19 protein-coding genes are annotated in these 23,029 nt (G+C 62.8%); 10 read left to right on the top strand and 9 right to left on the bottom strand.

Features of this window, described 5'->3' with window-relative positions; translation table 11 throughout:
- The first annotated feature begins 4 nt into the window (after window positions 1–4).
- The 5 genes from D6Z43_RS04585 to D6Z43_RS04565 all read left to right on the top strand — a co-directional run bounded on the left by D6Z43_RS04585 (window position 5) and on the right by D6Z43_RS04565 (window position 5,457).
- Window positions 5–1,126 carry an ABC transporter ATP-binding protein gene (locus D6Z43_RS04585; protein ID WP_120650813.1) on the top strand — a complete coding sequence of 374 codons (1,122 nt, stop codon included), beginning with the start codon at window positions 5–7 and terminating at the stop codon, window positions 1,124–1,126.
- A gap of 28 nt (window positions 1,127–1,154) precedes the next feature.
- Window positions 1,155–2,081, top strand: a complete 927-nt coding sequence (locus tag D6Z43_RS04580; RefSeq protein WP_120650812.1) for an ABC transporter permease — start codon at window positions 1,155–1,157, stop codon at window positions 2,079–2,081.
- Window positions 2,081–2,887 (top strand): ABC transporter permease, encoded by an 807-nt coding sequence (locus D6Z43_RS04575; protein WP_120650811.1) that lies wholly within the window; start codon window positions 2,081–2,083, stop codon window positions 2,885–2,887. The genes D6Z43_RS04580 and D6Z43_RS04575 overlap by 1 nt, the downstream gene beginning before the upstream one ends.
- Before the next feature lie 16 nt (window positions 2,888–2,903).
- Window positions 2,904–3,938, top strand: a complete 1,035-nt coding sequence (locus tag D6Z43_RS04570) for an extracellular solute-binding protein (RefSeq protein WP_120650810.1) — start codon at window positions 2,904–2,906, stop codon at window positions 3,936–3,938.
- 64 nt (window positions 3,939–4,002) lie between these two features.
- On the top strand, window positions 4,003–5,457 hold the full coding sequence (locus D6Z43_RS04565) for an amidase (protein ID WP_120650809.1): 1,455 nt from the start codon (window positions 4,003–4,005) through the stop codon (window positions 5,455–5,457).
- A 166-nt stretch (window positions 5,458–5,623) separates the two neighbouring features.
- Here the strand turns inward: D6Z43_RS04565 and D6Z43_RS04560 are convergent, their stop codons facing one another.
- Window positions 5,624–5,926, bottom strand: coding sequence for a hypothetical protein (locus D6Z43_RS04560; RefSeq protein WP_120650808.1), 303 nt, complete (start codon window positions 5,924–5,926; stop codon window positions 5,624–5,626).
- Window positions 5,926–6,156: a hypothetical protein gene (locus D6Z43_RS04555; RefSeq protein ID WP_162945803.1), complete on the bottom strand. Its 231-nt coding sequence runs from the start codon at window positions 6,154–6,156 to the stop codon at window positions 5,926–5,928. Before D6Z43_RS04555 ends, D6Z43_RS04560 begins: the two co-directional genes overlap by 1 nt.
- 207 nt (window positions 6,157–6,363) lie before the next feature.
- Between D6Z43_RS04555 and D6Z43_RS04550 the strand changes: the two genes are divergently transcribed.
- Window positions 6,364–7,503 (top strand): carboxylate-amine ligase, encoded by a 1,140-nt coding sequence (locus D6Z43_RS04550; protein WP_120650807.1) that lies wholly within the window; start codon window positions 6,364–6,366, stop codon window positions 7,501–7,503.
- 15 nt (window positions 7,504–7,518) lie between these two features.
- Here the strand turns inward: D6Z43_RS04550 and D6Z43_RS04545 are convergent, their stop codons facing one another.
- Together D6Z43_RS04545 and D6Z43_RS04540 are read right to left on the bottom strand one after the other, a co-directional pair.
- The gene (locus D6Z43_RS04545) at window positions 7,519–8,205 is read right to left on the bottom strand and encodes an RES family NAD+ phosphorylase (RefSeq protein WP_174235572.1); all 687 of its coding nucleotides are present in this window, start codon (window positions 8,203–8,205) and stop codon (window positions 7,519–7,521) included.
- Window positions 8,205–8,606, bottom strand: coding sequence for an MbcA/ParS/Xre antitoxin family protein (locus D6Z43_RS04540; RefSeq protein ID WP_120650806.1), 402 nt, complete (start codon window positions 8,604–8,606; stop codon window positions 8,205–8,207). The genes D6Z43_RS04545 and D6Z43_RS04540 overlap by 1 nt, the downstream gene beginning before the upstream one ends.
- A 214-nt stretch (window positions 8,607–8,820) precedes the next feature.
- On the opposite strand from D6Z43_RS04540, the gene D6Z43_RS04535 reads away from it, so the two are divergent.
- Window positions 8,821–9,414 (top strand): TetR/AcrR family transcriptional regulator, encoded by a 594-nt coding sequence (locus D6Z43_RS04535; RefSeq protein WP_120650805.1) that lies wholly within the window; start codon window positions 8,821–8,823, stop codon window positions 9,412–9,414.
- Between the two features lie 179 nt (window positions 9,415–9,593).
- Here D6Z43_RS04535 and D6Z43_RS04530 read toward each other — a convergent pair whose 3' ends face one another.
- From D6Z43_RS04530 to D6Z43_RS04510, 5 genes are all read right to left on the bottom strand, one after another.
- Complete coding sequence (locus tag D6Z43_RS04530; RefSeq protein WP_120655184.1) at window positions 9,594–10,526, bottom strand: diguanylate cyclase domain-containing protein; 933 nt, start codon at window positions 10,524–10,526, stop codon at window positions 9,594–9,596.
- A 1-nt stretch (window position 10,527) separates the two neighbouring features.
- On the bottom strand, window positions 10,528–15,408 hold the full coding sequence (locus D6Z43_RS04525; RefSeq protein ID WP_162945802.1) for a PAS domain S-box protein: 4,881 nt from the start codon (window positions 15,406–15,408) through the stop codon (window positions 10,528–10,530).
- A 47-nt stretch (window positions 15,409–15,455) separates the two neighbouring features.
- Window positions 15,456–17,153 carry an EAL domain-containing protein gene (locus D6Z43_RS04520; protein WP_120650803.1) on the bottom strand — a complete coding sequence of 566 codons (1,698 nt, stop codon included), beginning with the start codon at window positions 17,151–17,153 and terminating at the stop codon, window positions 15,456–15,458.
- Window positions 17,154–17,215: 62 nt separating this feature from the next.
- Window positions 17,216–18,361: a response regulator gene (locus tag D6Z43_RS04515; RefSeq protein ID WP_162945801.1), complete on the bottom strand. Its 1,146-nt coding sequence runs from the start codon at window positions 18,359–18,361 to the stop codon at window positions 17,216–17,218.
- 345 nt (window positions 18,362–18,706) lie between these two features.
- Window positions 18,707–18,868 (bottom strand): hypothetical protein, encoded by a 162-nt coding sequence (locus D6Z43_RS04510; RefSeq protein WP_371924334.1) that lies wholly within the window; start codon window positions 18,866–18,868, stop codon window positions 18,707–18,709.
- A 373-nt stretch (window positions 18,869–19,241) separates the two neighbouring features.
- On the opposite strand from D6Z43_RS04510, the gene D6Z43_RS04505 reads away from it, so the two are divergent.
- From D6Z43_RS04505 to D6Z43_RS04495, 3 genes are all read left to right on the top strand, one after another.
- On the top strand, window positions 19,242–19,763 hold the full coding sequence (locus tag D6Z43_RS04505) for a gluconokinase (protein ID WP_120650801.1): 522 nt from the start codon (window positions 19,242–19,244) through the stop codon (window positions 19,761–19,763).
- Window positions 19,764–20,192: 429 nt separating this feature from the next.
- Window positions 20,193–22,124, top strand: a complete 1,932-nt coding sequence (locus D6Z43_RS04500; RefSeq protein ID WP_120650800.1) for a DEAD/DEAH box helicase — start codon at window positions 20,193–20,195, stop codon at window positions 22,122–22,124.
- On the top strand, window positions 22,118–22,930 hold the full coding sequence (locus D6Z43_RS04495) for a TlpA disulfide reductase family protein (RefSeq protein WP_120650799.1): 813 nt from the start codon (window positions 22,118–22,120) through the stop codon (window positions 22,928–22,930). Before D6Z43_RS04500 ends, D6Z43_RS04495 begins: the two co-directional genes overlap by 7 nt.
- Window positions 22,931–23,029: the final 99 nt, after the last annotated feature.

Raw genomic sequence — 23,029 nt, 5'->3', positions numbered from 1 at the left:
AGTGATGAATGCTGTGCATGTCCCGTTGCCTGCGGCGGCGGTCTCGGTTCGTTCGGTACGCAAGGTGTACGGCGACCCGCAGAACGGGCCGGTAGCCCTGAAGAGCGTGGATCTGGATATCCACGACAACGAGTTCTTCACCCTCCTCGGCCCCTCCGGCTGCGGCAAGACCACATTGCTGCGGATGATCGCCGGGTTCGAGTTCCCCAGCGCTGGGGAAATCCTCCTCTACGGCGAGAACATCGCCGACCTGCCACCATTCCAACGGCCGGTCAACACTGTGTTCCAGCACTACGCCCTGTTCCCCCACATGACCATTTCCGAGAACCTCGCCTTTGGCCTGGAGTCCCACCCCATGGGCAAGCGCATGAACCGCACCCAGGTGGCCGAGCGGGTCCGCGAGATGCTCGCGATGGTGCAGATGGAACGCTTCGCCGAGCGCCGTCCCAGCCAGCTCTCCGGCGGCCAGCAACAGCGTGTGGCCCTGGCCCGCGCCCTGGCGCCGCATCCCAAGGTCCTGCTACTGGACGAGCCGCTCTCAGCCCTCGATCTCAAGCTGCGCCAGGCCATGCGCGAGGAACTGAAGAGCATCCAGGCGCGCACCGGCATTACCTTCATCTTCGTCACCCACGACCAGGAAGAAGCCCTGGCGATGTCCGACCGCATCGCCGTGCTCTCCGAAGGCCAGGTCCAGCAGGTCGGACGCCCGGACGAGATCTACGAGCAACCACGCAATCGCTTCGTGGCGGACTTCATTGGCGAGACCAATTTCATCGAGGCACGGCTGCTGCAGGAAGACGGCAACCAGGCGATCTACCAGGGGCCGGGCGGCAAGCCGTTCCGCGCGGCCGCCCGTGAAGGCGTCAGGCCTGGTCAGGACGTCTGCCTGTCGATTCGCCCGGAACGCCTGCATCTGGTAGAGCCGGCCCAGGGCGGCGCCATTCCCTGCCGCGTCGACAACCAGATCTACCTCGGCACCGACCTGCACTACCACGTCAGCCTCGGTGATGGCAGCCGCCTGACCGTGCGTACGCCGAACCGTGGTGGCCAGGGCCAGCGCTTCCGCCCTGGCGAAGCCGCCGCCCTGCTGCTCGACCCGGACAGCGCCAGCGTGCTGCTGGATTGAACCCGCCACCTGCCAACGGTCAACTGCCATGAATCCGACATCCCTTGCGTCCGGTGCCCTGCTTGCGCGCCGCCAGGCCATGCAGAGCTTCCTCGGCGTGTCACCCGCCCTGGTTGCCATCGGCCTGTTCCTGATCCTGCCGATCCTGATAGTGGTCGCCTATTCGCTGATGGAGGCCAACCCCTACGGCGGCGTCAATCGCGTCTTCAGCACCGAGTCCTATCTGTCGCTGCTCTTCGAGCGCCAACTGGACGACAGCCTCGCCTTCGCCGACTCCTACCTGGTGATCGCCCTGCGCTCGGTGGGTATCGCCGCAGCCACAACCCTAGTCACCCTGCTGGTTGGTTTCCCAGTGGCGGTCTGGCTGTCGATGCAGCCGCCCCATCGCCGTGGTTTGCTGATCTTCCTGATCACCGTGCCCTTCTGGGCCAACCTGCTCATTCGTACCTACGCCTGGATCCTGCTACTGCGTGGCAGCGGCGTGATCAACACCAGCCTGATGGGCCTGGGGCTGATCGACCAGCCGCTGGAGTTGCTCTACACCGACGGCGCAGTGTTGCTGGGGCTGGTCTACACCTATGCGCCCTTTGTGGTGCTGCCCATCTACGCCTGTCTCGAAAAAATGGACATGCGCCTGCTGGAGGCCGCCCAAGACCTCTACGCCGGCCGCGTGCGCACCCTGCGCAAGGTCGTCCTGCCCATCGCCAAGCCGGGCATCCTCGCTGGCGCCATCCTCACCTTCGTGCCCTGCCTCGGCGCCATGATCGCCCCGGAACTGCTGGGCGGTGGGACGAAGATGATGCTCGGCAACCTGATCTTCCGGCAGTTCAGCGACGCCCGTAACTGGCCCTTCGGCGCAGCCCTGTCGCTGGTGTTGATGGCCGCGGTGATGCTGGTCCTGACCGTTTATGCGCTGCGTGCCGAACGCCAGCGCGCCGCTCGCGGAGGTGTCTGATGTTGCGCCTGTTCGGCAAGGCCCGCCTGGGCGTGCAGGATTTCCCCGGTTTCGGCGGATTCAGCTTCCTGTTCTATCTCTACCTCTACGCTCCGATCCTGGTGCTGGTGGTCTTCTCCTTCAACGCCAACCAGTCGGCCACCATCTGGACCGGATTCAGCCTCGACTGGTACCGAGCCGCCTTCGCCAACCAGGCGCTGCGCCAGGCCGCCGGCAATAGCCTGCTGATCGCCGTGTGCGCCAGCCTGGCGGCCACGGCCATCGCCACCCTGGCGGCGCTGGGCACCTCGCGGGGCGCGAAGTTCAAGGGCATGCGCCTGTCCATCGGAGCCATTATGCTGCCGCTGGTTTTGCCGGAGATCGTGGTCGGCGTCGCCACCCTGGCGCTGTTCTCGACCCTCGGCCTATCGCTGGGCTACGGCAACCTGATCATCGCCCACACGGTGTTCTGCATCCCCTTCGCCTACCTGCCGATCCGTGCCCGCCTGGACGACATGGACCTCTCTTTGGAACAGGCTGCCGCCGACCTCTATGCCGGCCAGTGGCGAACCTTCCGCAAGGTCACCCTGCCCTTGCTGATGCCGGGGATCGTCTCGGGGCTGATGCTGGCCTTCATCGTCTCGCTGGATAACTTCGTGATTTCGATGATGGTCTCCCAGGCCGGCACCACTACGCTTCCGATCTTCATCTTCGGCCTGCTGCGGATGGGCGTGACGCCCGATGTGAACGCCGTTTCCACCTTGATCCTCGGGGTCTCCGTGCTGTTCGTGACCCTGTCCTACCTGCTCGGCAAGAAGAAACACTGAACCGGAGAGCCAACCCATGAATACAGTGATGAAAACCCTGGCCGCCGGCCTGGCGCTTGGCTTGAGCCTGTCTGCCCAGGCGGATGGCCAACTCAATGTGGTGAGCTGGAGCGGCTACTTCTCGCCGCAGATCCTCGAGAAGTTCCAGAAGGAAACCGGCATCAAGGTCACGGTTGACTCATACGACTCCAACGAAACCCTGCTGGCCAAACTCAAGCAGGGCGGCACCGGCTACGACGTGGCCATCCCCTCCCACCAGTTCATTCCGATCCTGGTGCAGGAGAACCTGCTAGAACGCTTCGACCCGGCACAACAGCCCTACTATGCCGGTCTCGTCGACAACCTGAAGAAACCGACCTGGGACCCTGAGGGCGCCTACTCGGTGCCCTTCATCTGGGGCACCACCAGCGTCGTGGTGGACACCAGCATCTACAAGGGTCCGACCGACAGCCTGGCGTTGCTGTTCCAGCCGCCAGCCGAACTGCAGGGCAAGATCAACATGTTCGACTCGGCCAGCGAAGTGATCGATGCCGCCAGCGTCTACCTCGACATCCCCCTGTGCAGCGAAGACCCCAAGCAGATGCAGCAGGTGCTGAACCTGTTGAAGGCGCAGAAGCCCTTTGTGAAGACCTACAGCTCGAAGGCCGGCTCCATCCGCGAGAACCTGGCCTCGGGAGAGATCGACATGTCGTTGTTCTGGGGCGGCTCGTCCATGCGTGCCCGCGAAATGAAGCCGAGCCTGCACTACCTCTATCCGAAGGAAGGCGTGATGGCCTGGGTGGACAACCTGGTGATTCCCAAGGGGGCGCGCAATCCGGATAACGCGAAGCGCTTCATCGCCTTCCTCAGCCAGCCGGAAAACGCCGCGCTGACGCAGAACTTCCTCAAGCACCAGAGCCCGGTCAAGGGCGTGGAGCCCTATCTGGATGCCAGCCTGAAGGATGCCCCGGAGCTGCATATCCCCGACGGCACCAAGGTGCTCTTCAGCAAGACCTGCGGCGCCGGCGCCATCCGCCTGGCCGACCGCGTCTGGACCAACCTGATGCGCTGACCCGCCCGGTCCCGTCCAAGCGGACGGGGCTTCCCGCAACCCGCCGTTTGCCCAAGGCAGGAACATGAGCAAGAACGAACCCATCAGTGAGCTGGTGCAACTGCCGGCCCACCAGCTTTCCCTGCACATCCGCCAGCGCCAGGTGTCCTGCCGCGAGGTGATGAAGGATTACCTGGCCCATATCGAACGCTTCAATCAGCACGTGAACGCCCTGGTCAGCCTGCAACCGGCCGAGCAACTGCTCGCCGAAGCCGACCAGCGTGACGCGGAACTCACCAGAGGTGAGTACAAGGGCTGGATGCACGGTCTACCCCATGCAGTGAAGGATCTTTCACTGACCCGAGGCATACGCACGACCCTCGGCTCACCGTTGTACCGCGACCATATTCCCGAACGCGACGGCATCATGGTCGAACGCCTGAAGGCCGCTGGCGCAATCATCATTGGCAAGAGCAACACACCGGAATTCGGCCTCGGCTCGCAGACTTACAACCCGTTGTTCGGCGCCACCGGCTGCGCCTACGACCCGAGCCGCACCGCGGGTGGTAGCAGCGGTGGCGCGGCGGCAGCCCTGGCCATGCGCCTGGTGCCGGTGGCCGACGGCAGCGACATGATGGGTTCGCTGCGCAACCCGGCGGCCTTCAACAACATCATCGGTTTTCGCCCGTCCCAGGGACGGGTGCCTTTCGATGATGCCGCCGACCTGTTCTTCGACCAGCTCGGCTACGAAGGCCCAATGGGCCGCAACACCCGTGATGTCGCCCTGCTCCTGTCGGTACAGGCCGGTGGCGATGCACGCGCGCCGCTGTCCATCGCCGAAGGCGGCCAGGACTTCGCCGGCGCCCTGCAGCGGGATTTCAAGGGTGCCCGCCTCGGCTGGCTGGGCGACTTCGACGGTTACCTGCCCATGGAACGCGGTGTACTTGAGCTATGCCGCACAGCCTTCAAGGACTTCGAATCCGTCGGTTGCAGCATCGACGATGCCCGGCCCGAGTACGCCATGCCCCAGCTCTGGGACACCTGGCGCACCCTGCGGCATTGGCAGGTGGCCAGTTCGCTAGGTGGACACTATGCCGACCTGGCCAGGCGCGAGCAGCTCAAGCCGGAAGCTATCTGGGAAGTGGAGAACGGCCTCGGGCTCTCGGCCATGGACGTGTCCCGCGCCTCTGCGGCACGCACCGATTGGTACCGCGCCATCTGCCAGTTGTTCGAACGTTACGACTACCTGCTATTGCCCAGCGCCCAGGTGTTCCCGTTCGACAAGACCCAGCACTGGCCGAAGGAGATTGCGGGCCGAGCCATGGACACCTACCACCGATGGATGGAAGTGGTGATCCCCGCCACCCTCTCCGGCTGCCCGGTGGCCAACGTTCCGGTGGGCTTCGACAGCCGCGGCCTGCCCATGGGGCTGCAGATCATTGGCCCGCCCAGGGCGGACCTCGCCGTGCTGCAACTGGCCCATGCCTATGAACAGGCCAGCGCCTGGACCCGGCATGTGCCAGGGTGCCTGGTGGTTTGAGCAGTAACGACCGACCTTTTGGACCCGCCCCCACGGGAAGGCACTCGTCCTTGCAGGAGCGAATTCATTCGCGATCTACCACGCACCGGCCTGCAAGCCTGACAGGCAAACCTTCAGCCCGCTTCGCGGCTGAAGTCGCTCCTACAGGGGGATCATGCGCAGTCGGCTACAACTGCACCCGCGCCTGCTGCCCCTGGGCGCTGCGGTTGTCCTGCTGGGGGCGCTGCCCGGAAGAGGCAGTCCGTTCAGCGGGGTTGGCGCTCAGGCGCTGGAACTCGAACACCGGCATTTTCACCGGTTTGCTCTTCGCGACTTCGATGCCCGGTCCACGGCCGGAATACTGGCCGTAGACACCCAGCATGAAAACACCGATCACCATGAAGATGGCGACACGCTCGACCACCTTGGGGTTCTTGCCGGAAGGCTGGTGCAGGACCTGCAGCTTCGGCGACTGGGATTGGTGCTTCATCAGTCTTCCAGGACCCGGTCCATCAGCTCCAGTCCCAGCCGCTGGGTACTGGTCTCATCCTTCAGCTCACGCTGGCTGATGCCGGCCACCTTGGTTCGCGGTATCGCAAGATGCTGGTTGCGCAGAGTGATGGAGTAGCTGCCATCGGGCTCCCACAAGCATTCGAACTGAAACGTGACGCTCATCTTGTTCAAGGTGTCCTCAACCTGGCGAAGCATCAAATTATTCATTCTCAGTCCTCCCCACCAATCGAGTGGCCGGACTGAAAAACCTAGCAGGGAAACTCACCACGTAAATGTCTTCGGTCGGTTTTTTCTTCGGAAAGCATCCCTCGCCCCGATGACACTCCCATTGCAGAGCCTTTGCTGACAAACGGTCCTTGAAACCTCGGCCAGCCGGTACGTCACTTTGCATTAGGCAAGATTGAGGCGGCCGGCATGCCTAAAGATCCGCTCGCACCCGGATTCGGCGTCGAGGAAACATTCTTTCTGGTGGACAAGCGCAGCCGCAATCTGCCGTCGCAGCTACCCGACGGTTTCCTGCAGGCGGCCAGCAATGCGTTCAAGGAAGGTTTCAGCCAGGAGATGTTCCAGAGCCTGATTCGGCTGGACATGGTGCAACCCAGCCTGCTTGAAATTGCCGAAGCACGCGCCTGCCTGCTGGAACGCCGCACGCGTCTCGCGAGCCTCGCCGGGGAATTTCAGCTGGCGCCCATCTGCGCCGGCTCCCATCCGTTCGCCGACTGGCACGTGCAGGTGCCATCAGACGACTCGCACTACCAACCGCTCTTCGAAGACCAGCGAATGATTGCCCACCGCAGTCTGGTCTGTGGCATGCGCGTGCATGTGCTGGTCCCGCCGGACATCGACCGCATCCGGGTGATGAACCGGGTGCTCGGCTGGCTCCCGCTACTTCTCGCCCTGAGCACTTCATCACCCCTGTGGAACGGCCGACCGACCGGTTTGATGAGCTATCGCCAGGCTGTCTGCGCCGAGTGGCCGCACAAGGGCATTCCCGAGCACTTCCCGGACGAACCTGCCTTCGATGCCTACGTGCAGTGGCTGATGGCTTCGGGATCGATACGCCGCGAAAGCGACCTGGCCTGGTGTGTGCGCCCATCGCCGCGCTTCCCCAGCCTGGAGCTCATGGCGGCGGATGCCTGCCCCTCGGTGGAAGATGCGCTGTGCATCGTCGCCCTGTTCCGCGCGCTGGTGAGCTGGGCCATGGCCCAGGACGACGGCGATCCGCAGGATTCCCAGCTGCAACGCCTGGTACTCAAGGAAAACTACTGGCGTGCCATGCGCTTCGGCATCCACGGCATGTACCTGGATGCCTCGGGCGAGGCCAGCCTCTCCGCCGGTGCCTGGCTGGCGAGGGCCCATGGCTGCTTCGGTGCGTTGGCCGAGTCCGAGGGAGATAGCCAGGCGTTCGTGCGCGGCCGGCATGTGCTGCGCTACGGCAGCAGCGCGGACCGTCAGCTGCTGCGTTACCGCGAGGCCTTGCAGGCCGGCCTGCCTCGCCAGCAGGCGCTGGTGGCGGTCGTGGACGAACTCATCGCGGAAACCTCCGGCGGGTGATCTCGGGGGAAGCGGTCAGCCGACGGGGCTCATCTTCATCACGCAGGAAAAGCTCTGCGTGCGGCCATCCCAGATGTAGCGGAAGTGCGCTCCCTGTACCGGAAGCGTCAGTGCTGGCGGACGGAAAGCCGCCACGCACTCATGCCCCCGCAGGCGCACGCTGTTGTACAGCAAGCCCCACTTGCCCTCGTTGCGGTGCAGCCCGGCGAAGACCTGGCTGGTGGCGTAGCTCGCCGGGTCGGGGTCGTGCAGTTCCGTGCGGTCACGTACATCGAGCATCGGCTGGACCACCTTGTTGACGTAGGCACGCAGGGTGACCTCTATGCTCTCCTCCTGGGTGGCACGCCAGAAGCGTTCCTGGTGGTAGCGGGTCTCGGCGATGGCGGCGTCGATCGAGCTGGCGCAGTAATAGACACCGAAGCTGCCATCAGTGAAGCGACTGCTGCGGCCGATATGGGTGAACACGGCCATGACCACTGTGGCGCCAGTGCCGCTGACACGGTCCTTTGCGGCGACACGGGAAATCTCCCCGACCTGGTCGCGCAGGCGGTCGTTGGTCATCGCCTCGATGGCGAAGGCTAACTCGAGGTCAGCAGGATCGAGAGTGTCTTCGAATACGGATATCGGCGGGAAGGCGCTGTTGACCAGGCGATAGGCCTTGTTCCAGTCAGGAATCCGTTCCACCAGCAACTCCTGGGTCATCAGCCGCGCACTCCATCGAGGTAACGACGCACATCGGCAACATCCACCACCTGACCGCCAAGCATGTACTCCAGGGCACTACGGCCGTTGAAGGGTGCGGCGCTGTTGGGCTTGTGCACCCACTCGTAGGCTCGCGCCTCCTGGTTGCTGAAGAGGATGCGCAGGGACTTGTGGATGCCCATCAGGTAGGAGATGCGCTCCAGCGTGTCGTGGGGCAGGCGCACACTGGGCAGCTTCTTGTAGCTGAAGTAGGTGGTGTTACCGATGGAGCCCAGCAGCGTGCGCTGCTGTTCCTTGGTGCAACCCCACTTGTCCATCAGGTTGAAGAAGAACTTCAGGGCCACACGGCCGGCTTCGCCGCTCTGAAGGTCCGGAATGACATGGCCGACGGGAATGCTCATGGCGTCTCCTGGGAGATTTGCTATGGCTTCAACTCTACTCCTGATCCGAATTATTTCAAGCATTCAGTTCTGATACGCAGTAAGGCCAGGCCTCGATTGCGGGCCCACAGCCGATCAATGGAAAAAAACGCCAAGGTACTGGAGCGCTTTCGACCTAGGCCCTGCCGCATGCGCTGGATAGAGTGCCGGGGCACGCCATTCGAGGGCCAACACCATGCTCGACGCCACGACCACCCGCCCCTCCCGCTATCTGGAAAACCGTCACCTGGCATTGGCTCTGTTCGCCGAGCAAGGCTACGGCCAGGTGAGCATGCGCGACCTGGCGGCACAGCTGGGAATCAAGGCAGGCTCCATCTACTACCATGTGGAAAGCAAGGAAGCGCTGCTGTTCGAGTTCATCGAAGAACTCTACGAGCAGTTGCTGGACAATGCCGCCCTGGCCACCCGACGACACCGCGACCCGGCCGCGTGCCTGGCCGCGCTGATCGATGCCCACCTCGCCCTGCATCAGCCCATGGGCCTGCACTTTCGCCTCGCCGAACTGGAAGCCCGCTGCCTATCCGGCGAGCGCCTGGAACAGGCCCGCACACTGCGCCAGGCCTATGAAGCCGCCCTGCTGGAACCCTTGCAGCAACTGGCCGGCCACCCGTTGGATGCCGCCGGACGCGGTGCCGTAGCCAGCATCGTGTCACTGCTCAACCAGTTGCCTGCCTGGCTGGACGCCAGCGGCCTGCCGGCTGAACAAGGGCTGGAGTTGATGAAGCGGATGGTACTGGGCAGCGTGCACGGTGCCATGCGCCTGCCCTGAGGCGGTAGCGCCGTCGGGGTTCTACCCCGTTAACACAGACACTTTCGAGTAAGCTCACACAGAGCTGAAGGAGTGTTCATGAAGCGCAAGAAATACAGCCCCGAATTCAAGCGGGCAGCCATCGAACTGGTCCGTCGTTCAGGGGCGAGTTGCCGACACGTGGCCTTGGCGGAGAGCCTTCAGAGCACCGGCTCGCCCAAGCTGAACCGTGCGCGACCGTCCTCTTTCGCCTTGTAAAGTGCCTTGTCCGCCAGGGACACAAGCTGGGTCGGATCCTGGCCAATCACAGGCATGAGGCTGACAACGCCCTGGGAAATCGTGACGCTGTCCGCTACCGCTGATTGGGCATGGGGGATCTGCATGTCCCTGACACTCGCTGCCAGCTGCGTCGCGACAGTGGCGGCACCATTGAGATTGGTGCCTGGCAGGATGCAGATGAATTCCTCACCACCATAACGAGCGACCATGTCGAATGGCCGCCTGATCGCATTTTCGAGTGCCGCGGCCACCCTGCACAGGCACTCGTCGCCCATCAGATGCCCGTAGTGGTCGTTGAACCGTTTGAAGTAGTCGATATCGATCAGGATCAGTCCCAGCCATCCAGCATCACGGCAAGACTGGTTCCAGGCCGCGGCTAGCCGCTGGTCGAACGCACGACGATTGGGAATCCCCGTGAGGCCATCCAGCGTCGCCAGGTTTCGGAGCCGGTCGCTCTGCAGCTTGAGGGTCAGGTGTGTCTTCACCCGGGCACGGGCGATTCCCGGATGGAACGGCTTGCCGATATAGTCGACAGCCCCCATCTCGAGCCCCCTTGCCTCGTCTTCCTCCTCTCCCATGGCGCTGACGAAGATGATCGGAATATCAACGGTAATCGGGCTGCTCTTCAACCGGCGGCAAACTTCATAGCCATCGATACCGGGCATGACCACATCGAGCAGGACCAGGTCTGGATGCAGCCTCTCGGCCAACTCGATCGCCTGTTCCCCATCCGTGGCCATGTAGATCTCGTGGTCAAAGCGGAATAACTCGCTCAGCGCGCGAATATTGAGCGGCTGGTCATCCACCAGCAACAGCCTGGGCTTTACCCTTGAAGCATAGGACCCCTTTTCCATCTCAAGCCCCTTCCAACGCATTTATGAGTTTCTCGCTCAACACCCTGGCAGCACGAAAATCCAGGGATTCGACAGCCCGCCGCAGATCGTCGTAGACCTCCCTGCAGCGGGCTGGAACCGTGGCTTCGAGGGCTTCGGTCCGTTCGATGGCCAGGAGATTGCCGCTGGCGAGCAGCTCCTGCAACTGTTTGAGAGTGCGCTGCCAGTCGTTCCCGTTGCCGACCTCCACAATCTCGCTCTGCGCCTGATCGCCAGAAGCCGCGAAGAGCGCCTTGAGTTCAGCATCGCTACGAGCCAGCAGACCTCCCAGTTCCAGCAGCCAGCCGGTGTCGGCCATGAACGCCTGCGCCTCGGTCTCATCGGCTTTTTTGAGCTCCTGCTCCAGCGCCGCCGCGCGGGCAGAGAGACCACTGGCGCCCATGGTTCCAGCGCTTCCCTTGAGCGTATGCAGTTGCATCAGCACGCCCCGTGTGTCGGCAGCCTTCGCCATTTGCTCCAGACGGGCCATTTGATTACTCATATCCCCGGCGAAGTTGCCCAACACACGCCGCAACAGCACTAGATTTCCACCAAATCTCCTGAGCACGCCTTCAGCGGACTCAATCTCCGTTGCGTGTGCAGTACCTTCAGAAGCGGGGGCGGCCTGCCCCCCACACAGCGACTGCCTCAACACGGTCACCAGTCTTTCCAGGTCCACGGGCTTGCCCACATGTTCATTCATCCCAGCAGCCAGGCACGCCTCACGCTCGGAAGTCGAGGCATTGGCGGTCATGGCAATAATGGGCAACGTCTTGTGAAGCGGGCTCTGGCGGATCAGGCGAGTAGCTTCCAGACCATCCATATCGGGCATCTGGATATCCATCAGCACGGCATCGAATCTTTGCGTCCCTAGCAAGACGGCATCGACCCCCTGATGGCCGCCTTCAGCCAGGGAAACGTCGGCCCCCTCACCTTGCAGCAGTTCCTGGGCCACTTGTCGATTGAGCGCGTTATCTTCGACCACCAATAGTTTCATACCCCATAGGCGACCTTCCGCGCGAATTGGTGCGCCTTCAGACAGTACCTGTTGCCCGGTCACGACACTGCGCAAAGTGGCGGCAAGTTGTTGCGGCGTGACAGGTTTGGTCAGGAACGCGGCGAAGGGAGCCCGGCCATCCTGCTGGATGTCCGCAAGCACTTCGCGACCGTATGCCGTGATCATCACCACAAGGGGCGGCAGCGCATCACCCGCCGCCTCTCGCAGCATGTAAGCAGCGGCCAGTCCGTCGACATCGGGCATGCGCCAGTCCATCAGGACGACGTCAAATGGGCGACCTTCCGCGGCAGCAGAGGCCACGCGCGACAACGCTTCACGCCCGCCGCACGCCTGGTCCGCTTCCCAGCCCAGCTCGGTGGCGGTCCGGGCCAGTAGCTCGCGGGCAGCCACGTTGTCGTCCACCACCAGGACGCGCAAGTCCAGGTCACTCGCCGGGTCCGTGGGCAAGGAATCGACGCTTTCCACCACGCCCAATTCCACTTCGAACCAGAATCGGCTGCCTTCGCCCAACCGACTTTCCACCTGCAAGGTCCCGCCCATGAGCTCGACCAGCCGTTTGCAGATCACCAGGCCCAGGCCGGTTCCGCCGTAGCGTCGGCTGATGGACGTTTCTGCCTGGTTGAAACCTTCGAAGATACGCCCGAGCTGTTCTTCGCTGATGCCGATACCGGTATCGCTGACCGAAACCCGCAGCTTAATCCGCGCGCCCCGGCGAGCGAGTTCGCGCAGGCTTACCGTGACCTGCCCCCGTTCGGTGAACTTCAACGCATTGCCCGCCAGATTGATGAGGATCTGTTGCAGGCGCAGGCTGTCCCCCATCAGGACCTTGGGCAACGATGCATCCAGGTCGAATAGCACTTCGACATCCTTCCCGCCCTGGTTGCCCCCCAACACCACTGCCAGGTCTGTCATCAGCCCCTCCAGCTCGAACGCATGAAGGTCGAGCTGCAGCTTGCCTGCCTCGATCTTGGAATAGTCGAGAATGTCGTTGAGCAAACCCAGCAGGGATTTTGCCGCACCGTGGGCCTTGCGGATGTAATCGAGCTGGCGAGTACTCAACTCGGTGGACTGAACCAGGTGCAGCATGCCGAGCACGGCGTTCATGGGAGTACGGATCTCATGGCTCATGTTGGCCAGGAAGGCACTCTTGGCGGCGCTGGCCGCGTCGGCCTGTTCCTTGGCGAAGAACAGGCGCGACTGCAGTTCATGCTCCTCCGTGATATCGCGGTTAATGCCCGTGACTTTCTGCCGTCCGGTATCGGAAGCGCGTTCGATCCGCGCAGCCGCCTGCACGTAACGCACTTCGCCGCTGGGCAACGTCAGTCGGAACATTGTCTCAAAGGCGCCGCGACCGTCTACCAGCCCCTGGAGTCGCTCGACGCTGTCGGCGGCATCGTCAGAGTGCAAACGCTCCAGCCAATGCTGGTAATTCAGCCCACTGTCCCTGAGAGACATCGGTTGTTCGTAGATTTCGAACATCCGGTCGTTCCATTGCAGGCAATCATCATCGGGTGTCCAGGACCAGACCCCGAGCTTCGCCACATCGGAGGCCAGGGCCAACTGGTCACGAGCGGAAGCGATAGCGTCGCGCTGCCGGCGCTGCTCGGAAATGTCGAAGAGCACGCCCACCACCATGGGCTGCCCGCCTATTTGCATGGCGCCCAGGCTGATCTCCACCGGGAAGACGCTGCCGTCCTTGCGATGGGCTTCCACCTCGCGATTGATGCCAACTTCCCCGGCGGCGTCTCGGTCACGGAAAGCATCGTGATACTGGTCGTGGTCGCGACTGAAAGACTCCGGCATCAGGATGCGTACGTTCTGCCCGATGAGTTCGTCGGGCTGGTAACCGAAGACCTTTTCCGTGGCGTGATTGCAGGATTGAATGACGCCGCTCTGGTCGATGCTGATGATAGGGTTGACCGCGGTATCCAGGATGGTGCGTGTCACGGCCAGGCTGTCAGCCAGCCTCTGCTCTGCCTCCTTGCGCTGACTGGTGTCGATGGCAATGCCGAGATAGCCGGCCAGTTTTCCCTCGGAGTCACGCATTGCAGTCGCGACCAGGGTAACGCTGAAGTGTGTGCCGTCCTTGCGTATGTAGGTCCACTCCCTCGCCTCTGCCCCTTCCAGTTCAGGCTTATGGACGAAGACGCGGAAGCCTTCGATTTTCTCGCCATACTCCTGACTCAGCTCCTCGCCGCGCTGCTCAACCTCCTCCAGCACGTGGAGAATGTTGGGCGTCCGAACACCGATCATCTCATCGGCACGGTAGCCCAGCAGTTGCTCCGCTCCGCTGTTGAAAACGGTGATGATGCCGTTCAGGTCAGTGGCGATGATGGACACCTGTGACGCGGAGTTCAGCACATTGCCCAGCAGCAGGTTGAGTTCGCGCAGCTCCGTTGTGCGTTCGGCGACCTGATGCTCCAAGCCGGCATTGAGTTCCAGGATCCGGGCCTCAGCCTGCTTCTGCAGGGAAATGTCGCGCACGGTCTTGGAGGCACCGATCACCGCGCCGCTCTCGTCACAGATCGGTGAGACGGTCACAGAAACGTTCAGCTGCCGGCCATCCTTGTGCAGGCGGCGAGTTTCGAAGTGCTCGATGCGCTCGCCCCGCCCCGTGCTCTTGAGCAGCGCCCGTTCTTCTTCAGCGAGGTCAAGGGGCAGGATGAGCCCCGCCAGGGGCCGACCAATCACCTCGTCGCTGTTGAAACCAAATATCTTCTCAGCACCACGGTTCCAGGCGGTCACAATGCCGTCCAGGTTCTGGCCGATGATTCCGTCATTGGAGTTCTCGACGATGGCCGCGAGCTTGGCCTGCTCCGACAGCACATCGGCGCGACGCCTGCGGCTGACGCCCAGGACCCCGACCAGGGTGGAGAGCAGCAGGGTAAGCAGTCCCCCGACGCCGAAAGCAGTTCGGGGCGAGGTCTGATTCAACTCACGGGCGAAACGGGGATAGGCCACCAGTTCAATGTTCCAGCGCCGCCCGAATACATCTTGGGAAACGTGGGTGCGCATCAGCTCCACGTCACTGCTATCAACCTGCGGACGTTCGTAGAACTGAACTGGCGCGTTAGGGTCGGTCACGTCACGGAGCAGCAGTCTGACGCCCTCGGACGGCAGCGGCAGGCCAGTGAGCACTTCCTCGATCGACAGCGGGGCATAGCTCCAGCCGAAACTCTGCGACAGCCGATCTGCCTCGGATGCCGGCGTGACCGCCGTCCGGTAGATGGGCATCAGGAAGAGAAAGGACTGAAGTGGCTTTCCGGTCGCCTGGACCAGGGTAATGGGGCCAGTTAGACGCGCCTCTCCGGTGCGGATAGCCGCTTCGGCGGCCGCCCGCCGATTTTGCTCTGAGGCAATATCCAGCCCGACTGCGGCCAGGTTGCGCTCCACGGGCTCAATGTATTGGATGACGAAGCGTTCACCATCATGGGGCGTCAACTGGCGAATGGAGAAATCCGGCTTGCCATCGGCCCGCGCCCGTTCCAGGAACGCTGCCTCTTCCACAGCAGGAACGCGCCGAATGAAGCCAAATCCGCGAGCCCCGGGAAACTCGCTCTCCACGTTACGCGTCCGACCGTAGGTGTGGAACAGACTGCGGGTAATCTGGTCTTCGCCAACTACCTGTATGGCACCCCGCGCACCACGCAGACCGAACTGGTAGATGTGCATGCGGTTGGTCACGGCCTGGCTGGTGCGCTCGACCGCCCTGGTCAGAGCAGCCTCTGTCTGTGCGCGGTTATGCTCCTGCAACCAGTCAGTGACCAGGGACGTGACGGCTATTCCGGCCACAAAGGTCGCTGTGACGGCCGTACTCGGAATGAGATCCAGGAAACGCTTTTTCAAATGACCCCCATGGCAGGTGGCAAGTGAACGGGAATAAGGTTTCCGGTCTAAGCCCGTTTCAGGCTGCCGGATTCGAGCAGGAGTTTAAGTTGGGCAAATGGCATCGGACGGCCATAGAGGTAACCCTGCATCAGCCAGCATCCCAGCTCCATGAGCCTATCTGCCTGCCGTTGAGTCTCAACACCTTCGGCGATCAGCTCCAACCCTAAAGCCTGGCCCATCCGCACAATGGCTTCGATGATCGCAGCATCGCTGCGGTCATCCAGCATGTCGCGAACGAAGCTCTGGTCGATCTTGAGCACGTCGATCGGCAAGCGCTTGAGGTACGTCAGGCTGGAATAGCCGGTGCCGAAGTCATCGATGGCCACCCGGACACCAAGTGCCTTCAAGGCATCCAGCACTTCCCGTGCCTTGGCGATATCGTCGGCCAGTACGCCCTCGGTGATTTCCAGCTCCAGCAGGGACGGTGGAAGAGCCGACTCTTCAAGGATCCCGTGGACCATCTCGAAGAAACTGTCCTCGCGAAACTGCACGGCAGAGATGTTGACGCTGACAGGTACCTGCGCCCCCGTCTGAAGCAGGCTCCAGCCGTCCTTGCAGGCCTGGGACAGGACGTGCCGGCCCAGCGGGACGATCAAGCCGGTTTCCTCGGCAACCGGGATGAAGTCCGCCGGAGACACAAGGGTTCCGTCAGGCTGGCGCCAGCGGATCAGGGCTTCCATTCCGCAGAAGGTCCTATCCCGCGCATCCAGCTTGGGCTGATAGAAAACCTCGAAAATGCCCTGTTCAAGGGCGCTGCGCATGTGCTGCTCCAACAGATGCCGGGCACGGGTGCTGTCCTCCAGGGCATGGGAAAAGAAGCGGTAGCGGTTTCGCCCCTGACGCTTGGCCTGGTACATGGCAGTGTCGGCATGACTGTAGAGTGCTTCCAGGCTATCGCTGTCGTCGGGATAGACGCTCACGCCCGCACTGGTGGAGAGGTTGTAGCGGTTGCCACAGATTTCTATCGGTGCTGCGAGGATGGCAAGCACGCGCTCGACGAAGTCGCCGATGGCATCCAGCCGCGTCACCTCGGGTAGCAGGACCACGAACTCGTCGCCGCCAGGCCGGCTCACGGTATCGATTCGGCGGACACTGCCGCTCAACCGCTCTGCGACCTCTGCCAGGATGGCGTCCCCGACCGAGTGGCCTACTGAATCGTTGATGCTCTTGAAATGATCGAGGTCGAGCAGCAACAGGGCGACCTTGCCACCATTTCGCGACGCCTGCTGAAGGGCCTGCTCGACGCGGTCCATCAACAGTACCCGGTTGGGCAGGCCGGTAAGCGGGTCGTAGTAGGCCAGTCGCTTGGCCTCATTGCGCAGATTGAGATGGGCGCGCACATGCGCACGCACCACCGGAATGTTCAGGGGCTTCTGGATGAAGTCGACCCCTCCGAAGTCCAGCGCACGGATCTCATTGTCGGTCTGGGTATGGGAGGTGACGAAAAGAATGGCGGCGTCGCAGAGTTTGGGGTCGGCCTTGAGCGCCCGGCAGAGTGCGAAACCATCCATACCGGGCATCTCGATATCCATCAGAATCAGATCGGGGCGACAGAACCCAGCGACCTCGAGAGCAATCTGCCCATCGCTGGCGACATGGACCTTGCCAAGGTCGGCCACGGCTTCGCGAAGGATATCCAGGTCAGTTGATTGATCATCCACGATCAGGATGACCGGGCCCATCTTTGCCGCAAAATCTAGCATGCCGAACTCCCGGAAATCCCTTTCTGCTGGAGAGACTAGACCAACTCAGCCAGCAAGCTCGCTCAAGAAATGCCCGCCAGCGCCTTGAGACGTTCAATCGCCTCCGGCGACTCTCCGCTACCGAGCGCTGCCGCCAGACGCATGACAACCAACTCCCGGCGGAAATGGGACTGAGGCAGGGCGTAAACGGCACCGATCAACTCACGCAGGCCCATCGGCAGGGCCCAGTGAGCCTTCAGGGCAATCGCAAACGAGCGTCCATAGGTCTTGATCGCCGACAAGAGTTTGTTGTCGTCGACATGATTACCCTGACTGCCCCAGCGCTGAGCCTGATAGAGCACGCACAGCTCACCAATCCGGTGCAGCAACGCTGCGGCATGGAATGGCGCAGGATCGAGACTGCCCTGCCGGGCGAGACCCACTACACGCTCGGCCAGACGCTCAGAAGCTGCAAACTGCTCCTCCATCATCAATCCGATCAAAGGATCATCCGACGTAGACGCCTGACGCAGGGCCACGGCAATGGCAAGGTTCAAGGCCGTCCGCCCACCCAGGCGCTTCAGCGCTTCCGCCAGGCTGTGGCAAGGCTGCGCCGTGCTGCTATAGGCCGCGCTACTGGCGGCGGAGATCAGGTAGGCACAGATCGCCGGATCATGCTGCCACTGGGCAGTCAGTTCGCGAAAATCCACCGGTACCCCGTTGAACGCCTGTTGAAGCCGCTCCTTGACCGTGGACAGTAATGGCAGGTCCAGATCGATAGCCGACAGGCGACTCAAGTAGCCATCCAGGTCACCGTCGCCAAGGGACTGCTCGGGCGCGGACTCGTCCTTTGGCAGGAGGGCCTCGATCCTGGTCATCACCGAAGGAATATCGAAGGGTTTGGATATGTAGGCACTGATCCCGAGCTTTCTCACCTCCAGCACACTTTCGCGGTCCGAGCGCCCGGTAACGACCACCAGCGGTATCTCCAGGTCCTCATCACGAATGTGCTGGAGTAGCTCGATACCCGTGCCATCGGGCAGATTCCAGTCAGCCAGTACCAACTGGTAACGCCCCAGCTCCCATGCATCCAGTGCATCCTGCACACGATCAAATGTGTCCACCTCAGCTGTCGGCCGGGATGCATGGATCATTTGCTTGAGCAGATCAGACAGCCAGGGATCGTCGTCCACGACCATAATGCGCATAGGTAATGCCAGTCCTTTCATTGGTAATGATCGGGGCAAGCGCCCGATCCCAGACGCGTATCGACTAGAACTACTCATAAATTAAGCTGGTGAGCGACGGCAATGCCATTACCGATTTGTCTGGACGATACCGATACCACAGCGGCTGATTTCGACAATATGCCGGAACTCTTGCGCTCTGGAGCGCAAACAATAAAGTCGCCTTTGTTTTTGGGAAGCACGAGTCCTGACCAAACCTTGTGTGAGCAATATCAATCGCTAAACGGACCGAAGGTTCTCCCCAGAGCGTTGCAAGGGACAGCTGCGCCGCCCTTGGCGAATGAGTTCGTCCCCACAAGAATGGCAAGGCAAGCCTGACGGAGGCCTTCAGCCCACGAGCTTCCCCGCCACCCACTCCACTGCTTCCAGGTGAATCCCTTCCACCTCGGACAGCAGCCCCGCCATTGGCAGGAAATCATGGGTCAGGCCAGCCTGGCTGAGCAGCTTCACCTCGTTACCCGCAGCTTCAGACTTCTGCGCATAGGCCACGCCTTCGACGTGCAGCGGGTCGAGCCCGACGAGTTAGACCAGAACCGGTGCGAGGCCTGAGAGGTCCGGGGCCAGTAGTGGCGAGCAGCGCCAGTCCAGGGTGCCGCCAAGGGACCAGCCAAGCAGGTGGGAGAGTCAGGAGGTGGTGCGGGGGTTGTGGGGCCAGGCAGCCCTCGCCAGCTGACGCCTCGCTCCATCGCAGGATGGGTCGGGCGGTGTTCCGCGCATCTGCGAATCCCATCAATCGGGCAGGATGGGTTCGCTTCGCCCTACCCATCCTGCGGATAGTCCTCGCGACCCTCGAACAAGCGGCTGAAACCCTCTTTTCGCTGCCATTGCCTATGGTTTAAGTACCAGCAGCAGAGATATCGCGATGTACGAGCCCATAAACGCAGTAGTGATCATGGGTGTTGCCGGTAGCGGGAAGTCCGCCGTGGCCCGGGCGCTGGAGGTGCGCACTGGGGCGCGGCTGATCGAGGGGGATGCCTTCCACCCCGACCGCAACATCCAGAAGATGAGCGCCGGCCTGCCCTTGACCGACAAGGACCGCGCCAGTTGGCTGCATGCGCTCGAAAAACAGCTGAAGCAGACCTACCGCGCTGGCGAGCATCCCATCCTTACCTGTTCTGCCCTCAAGCGCAGCTATCGCGATGGCCTGCGCCATGCCATTCCGGCGCTGGGGTTTGCCTACCTGCAACTCTCCCCCACAGCCGCCGCCGAGCGCATGGCACAGCGCCGCGGGCATTTCATGCCGGTCAGCCTGCTGGACAGTCAGTTCGCGGATCTGGAAGAACCGCTGGACGAACCCCTGACCCTGATCCTTGACGGCACCCTGTCAGTGGGCGAGCTGGCCAGCGCCATTCACCAGTGGTGGCAGCACCACGCGCCAGCCTGAAGAACGAAACCGTGTCCGATGGTAGGGTGCGCCACGCGCACCGGGCATTGGGGTTTGTGCGCACAGCGCACCCTACGGGCAACCATGGGGGCGATTTGAATTGCCAGGCGGACTGCAGGTTCGCCAACCCAACCTCGCAGGGCGGCTACGCCACCCTTGGCGAATGAATTCGCCCCCACGAAGTGCGGTGGCACCGTGCTGGTACTGTGGGAGCGATTTCAATCGCGATGCAGGTCGAAGACCGGCCCGGTAGCCCCAGAGACAGCTCCGCTGCCCTTTCGCGAATGAATTCGCTCCCACAAGGGAAAAGCCGACCTCGGGCACATACCCACATGCTCCTAGCCCCCTGAAGCCAATCCGCCATCATCCAGTCTTCACGCAAAAGCGCTTAGAATTCCGCGCTTTGTCGTGGTTACAGGGATCGATCCAATGCTGTCTGCCATGAAACGCGCCCTGGCGCGTTACTTCCCGCGAACCACCGAGTACCTGCGCGCCGAGAGTGAAGCGGCCGCCCAGATGCGCAAGCCCACACCAAGGGCGAAGAAGTCCGCCAGTGCCGGCAAGACCAAGGCCGCAGGCACCAGGAAGGCCGCCGCTGGCGATGGCCCCGCCAAGCCGGAGAAACCTGCCGACGAAGGCATCTACGCCGGCGCGCGGATGAAGGTGACCGACGCGCAGATGGAGGCCATGCGCGAGCGCGTGGTCCAGGCCGTGGCCGCCGGGGTAGTCAGCCCGCCGTCCGATGAGCAATGGGCGATGATCCTCGGCCGCGCCCCGCTCACGCGCATCTTTGCCGGTGCCGGTTCCGGCAAGTCCACCACACTGGTGCTGCGGGTGGTTTTCATGCTCTGCCACATGGGTGTGGCGCCGGAGCGGCTCACGGTCATTTCCTTTACCAATGCCTCCTGCGCCCAGCTCCGCGAGCAATTGCTCAGAGTTCTGGCCTTCTGGCAGTTCCCCTTCGATGCCGCCCAGGCTCGGCAGTGCGTGCGCACCTTCCACTCGGCCATGGGCACCCTGGCCAAGGAGCTGCTGGGCAATCCGCGCTGGTTCGAGCAACTGGACGAAGCCGGCAGCGGCGAGCTGGACAACCCACTGCTCGCCGGTCGACTCCGCCCGGCCCAACAGCGCCTGTTGCAGCAGGCCTACCAGGATTGCTACGCGGCCAATGCGGACTTCCGCGAGCGGGTGCATAGCTTGCTGGACCTGCCGCCCCTGCCTGCCCCGGTCGAGGGCGAGCCCCAACGGATACCCAAGGCACCACTGGACAGCTTCAAGCTGGCCGGCGAATTCACCCCGCTGCCGCTATTCGAAGCCTTCTACATGCAGGCCGGGTTCATGGAGAGCATCGGCATCCGCCTCGACCGCCTGAAACCCCGAGCCCTGGCCTGCTCGGCACGAGAGCGCGCCTTCGTCGAGGCCCTGGTGCAGTTCTGGAAGCACTTCGAGGCCGTGCTGCAACAGCAGGGACTGATGACTTTCAATGCCGCTTTCCAGCGCCTGGGAGAAGTGCTGGCCAAGGGTAACGGCCTGCCCGGCGAGGCCCTGGCGCCCTTCTGCCATCTGCTGATCGACGAGTTCCAGGACATCTCGCCGCAGATCGTCCAGTGGCTGCAGGCACTGCATCGCGCGCTGGCGCGACAGGGTCAAACGGTAAGCCTGATGGCCATTGGCGACGACTGGCAGTCCATCTACGGCTGGCGTGGCAGCTCGCCGGAGCTGTTCATGGACTTCGACCGACACTTCCCCAGCAAGGGCAAGACGAAGAAGAGCACCGTGCTGACGCTGGAAACCAACTACCGCTCCATCGAGCCGATTCTGCGGGATGGTGAAGCGGTGCTGGAGGGCGTGGCCTTCAAGCAGGCCAAGGGCAGCAAGGCGTTCAAGGCCATGCAGCCAGGCGACCACGGTGTGAAGCTGGTGAGCCGCTTCGACCTCAAGACGCGCCTGCCCGAGCTGGTGCAGGACATCCAGGCCCAGTGCACCCATGTGGCGAGCCGCACGAATGCCGACCGCAATCCCGTGCTGCTGCTCTCCCGGCGCAACGAACCACTCCGGCAGATACAGGCCCAGCTCGATTCGGCGCTGCCGGTGCGAGCCTACAGCATCCACCGAGCCAAGGGCTTGCAGGCGGAAGTGGCGATCATCGTCGACGACTGCGCACCGCCGGAGAAACACCCGCTGCGCAATGCGCTCTATGCCTACTCGGGGTTCTTCCGCAACAGCTACGACCAGGCCATGCAGGACGAAAGCCTGCGTCTGGCCTACGTGGCCATCACGCGTGGCGTGAGCCGGGTGATCTGGTACACGAACAAGGTGCAGGGGGCGGTCGAAGTATTGGCTCGGAGTGGCCGATGCTGACCCTGAACATTGGACCCCTGGCCCTGGCACTGCCCCATGTGCTGATTCTCGGTAGCCTGCTGCTGGCCACCCTCACCGGCTGGTGGATAGGCCGACGCAACGGCCAAAACCCGGAGCGCTGGCTATTCCGCCTGCTGCTGTTGGCGTTGCTGGTGGCGAGACTGGCCTTCGTGGTTGCCTATTTCGAGCACTTCCGCGAGGAGCCCTGGCGGGTGATCGACATCCGCGACGGCGGTTTCATTGCTTGGCCGGGCGTGCTTGCCGCCCTGCTCCTGGGTGGCTGGCTGCTGTGGCGCATGCCCGCCATACGCAAGCCGCTGGGCATCGCCATGGCTGTTGGCGTGGCGAGTTGGGGGCTGGGCACCCTCACCTGGCACGCACTCGATCGCGGCACACGCCTGCCGGAACTGGCCCTGATGGATATCGAGGGTCGCCCCGTGGCATTGCACAACCTTGCCGGCAAGCCGCTGGTGATCAATCTCTGGGCCACTTGGTGCCCACCTTGCCGACGCGAGATGCCAGTGCTGGCTGCAGCGCAGGCCGCCCATCCCGACACGCTGTTCCTCTTCGTCAATCAGGGCGAGACAGCTGAAGCCGTCAGCCGTTTCCTGGATGGTGAAAGTCTGGCCCTGGACAACGTCCTGCTCGATAGCGGCAACCGGCTGGGCCAGCGGGTGGGCTCCATGGCGCTGCCCACCACGCTGTTCTACGACACCGGTGGCCGCCAGATCGGCAGCCACCTGGGTGAACTTTCGCAGGCAAGCCTGGCGCGCGCCCTGGAATCCCTCGAAGAGCAGGGAAAGTAGTACAGCAGGGCGTGCCGCAGCCAGAAAACCTGGCGAGGGTCATGGGCTCGCAGGCCGGGTAACGCAGGCGGGCCTCCCACCCTTCTCCCCCGTTTTTCT

The sequence above is a fragment of the Pseudomonas sp. DY-1 genome (assembly GCF_003626975.1).
GTDB lineage: Bacteria > Pseudomonadota > Gammaproteobacteria > Pseudomonadales > Pseudomonadaceae > Metapseudomonas.
Note: the sequence above shows the minus strand (reverse complement) of the source record. Positions and strands in the feature narration are given on the sequence as shown.

Coding starts and splice junctions, on each gene's coding strand:
- D6Z43_RS04585 (WP_120650813.1), top strand. CDS start 5: ATGAATGCTGTGCATGTCCCGTTGCCTGCGGCGGCGGTCTCGGTTCGT.
- D6Z43_RS04580 (WP_120650812.1), top strand. CDS start 1,155: ATGAATCCGACATCCCTTGCGTCCGGTGCCCTGCTTGCGCGCCGCCAG.
- D6Z43_RS04575 (WP_120650811.1), top strand. CDS start 2,081: ATGTTGCGCCTGTTCGGCAAGGCCCGCCTGGGCGTGCAGGATTTCCCC.
- D6Z43_RS04570 (WP_120650810.1), top strand. CDS start 2,904: ATGAATACAGTGATGAAAACCCTGGCCGCCGGCCTGGCGCTTGGCTTG.
- D6Z43_RS04565 (WP_120650809.1), top strand. CDS start 4,003: ATGAGCAAGAACGAACCCATCAGTGAGCTGGTGCAACTGCCGGCCCAC.
- D6Z43_RS04560 (WP_120650808.1), bottom strand. CDS start 5,926: ATGAAGCACCAATCCCAGTCGCCGAAGCTGCAGGTCCTGCACCAGCCT.
- D6Z43_RS04555 (WP_162945803.1), bottom strand. CDS start 6,156: ATGAATAATTTGATGCTTCGCCAGGTTGAGGACACCTTGAACAAGATG.
- D6Z43_RS04550 (WP_120650807.1), top strand. CDS start 6,364: ATGCCTAAAGATCCGCTCGCACCCGGATTCGGCGTCGAGGAAACATTC.
- D6Z43_RS04545 (WP_174235572.1), bottom strand. CDS start 8,205: ATGACCCAGGAGTTGCTGGTGGAACGGATTCCTGACTGGAACAAGGCC.
- D6Z43_RS04540 (WP_120650806.1), bottom strand. CDS start 8,606: ATGAGCATTCCCGTCGGCCATGTCATTCCGGACCTTCAGAGCGGCGAA.
- D6Z43_RS04535 (WP_120650805.1), top strand. CDS start 8,821: ATGCTCGACGCCACGACCACCCGCCCCTCCCGCTATCTGGAAAACCGT.
- D6Z43_RS04530 (WP_120655184.1), bottom strand. CDS start 10,526: ATGGAAAAGGGGTCCTATGCTTCAAGGGTAAAGCCCAGGCTGTTGCTG.
- D6Z43_RS04520 (WP_120650803.1), bottom strand. CDS start 17,153: ATGCTAGATTTTGCGGCAAAGATGGGCCCGGTCATCCTGATCGTGGAT.
- D6Z43_RS04515 (WP_162945801.1), bottom strand. CDS start 18,361: ATGAAAGGACTGGCATTACCTATGCGCATTATGGTCGTGGACGACGAT.
- D6Z43_RS04505 (WP_120650801.1), top strand. CDS start 19,242: ATGTACGAGCCCATAAACGCAGTAGTGATCATGGGTGTTGCCGGTAGC.
- D6Z43_RS04500 (WP_120650800.1), top strand. CDS start 20,193: ATGCTGTCTGCCATGAAACGCGCCCTGGCGCGTTACTTCCCGCGAACC.
- D6Z43_RS04495 (WP_120650799.1), top strand. CDS start 22,118: ATGCTGACCCTGAACATTGGACCCCTGGCCCTGGCACTGCCCCATGTG.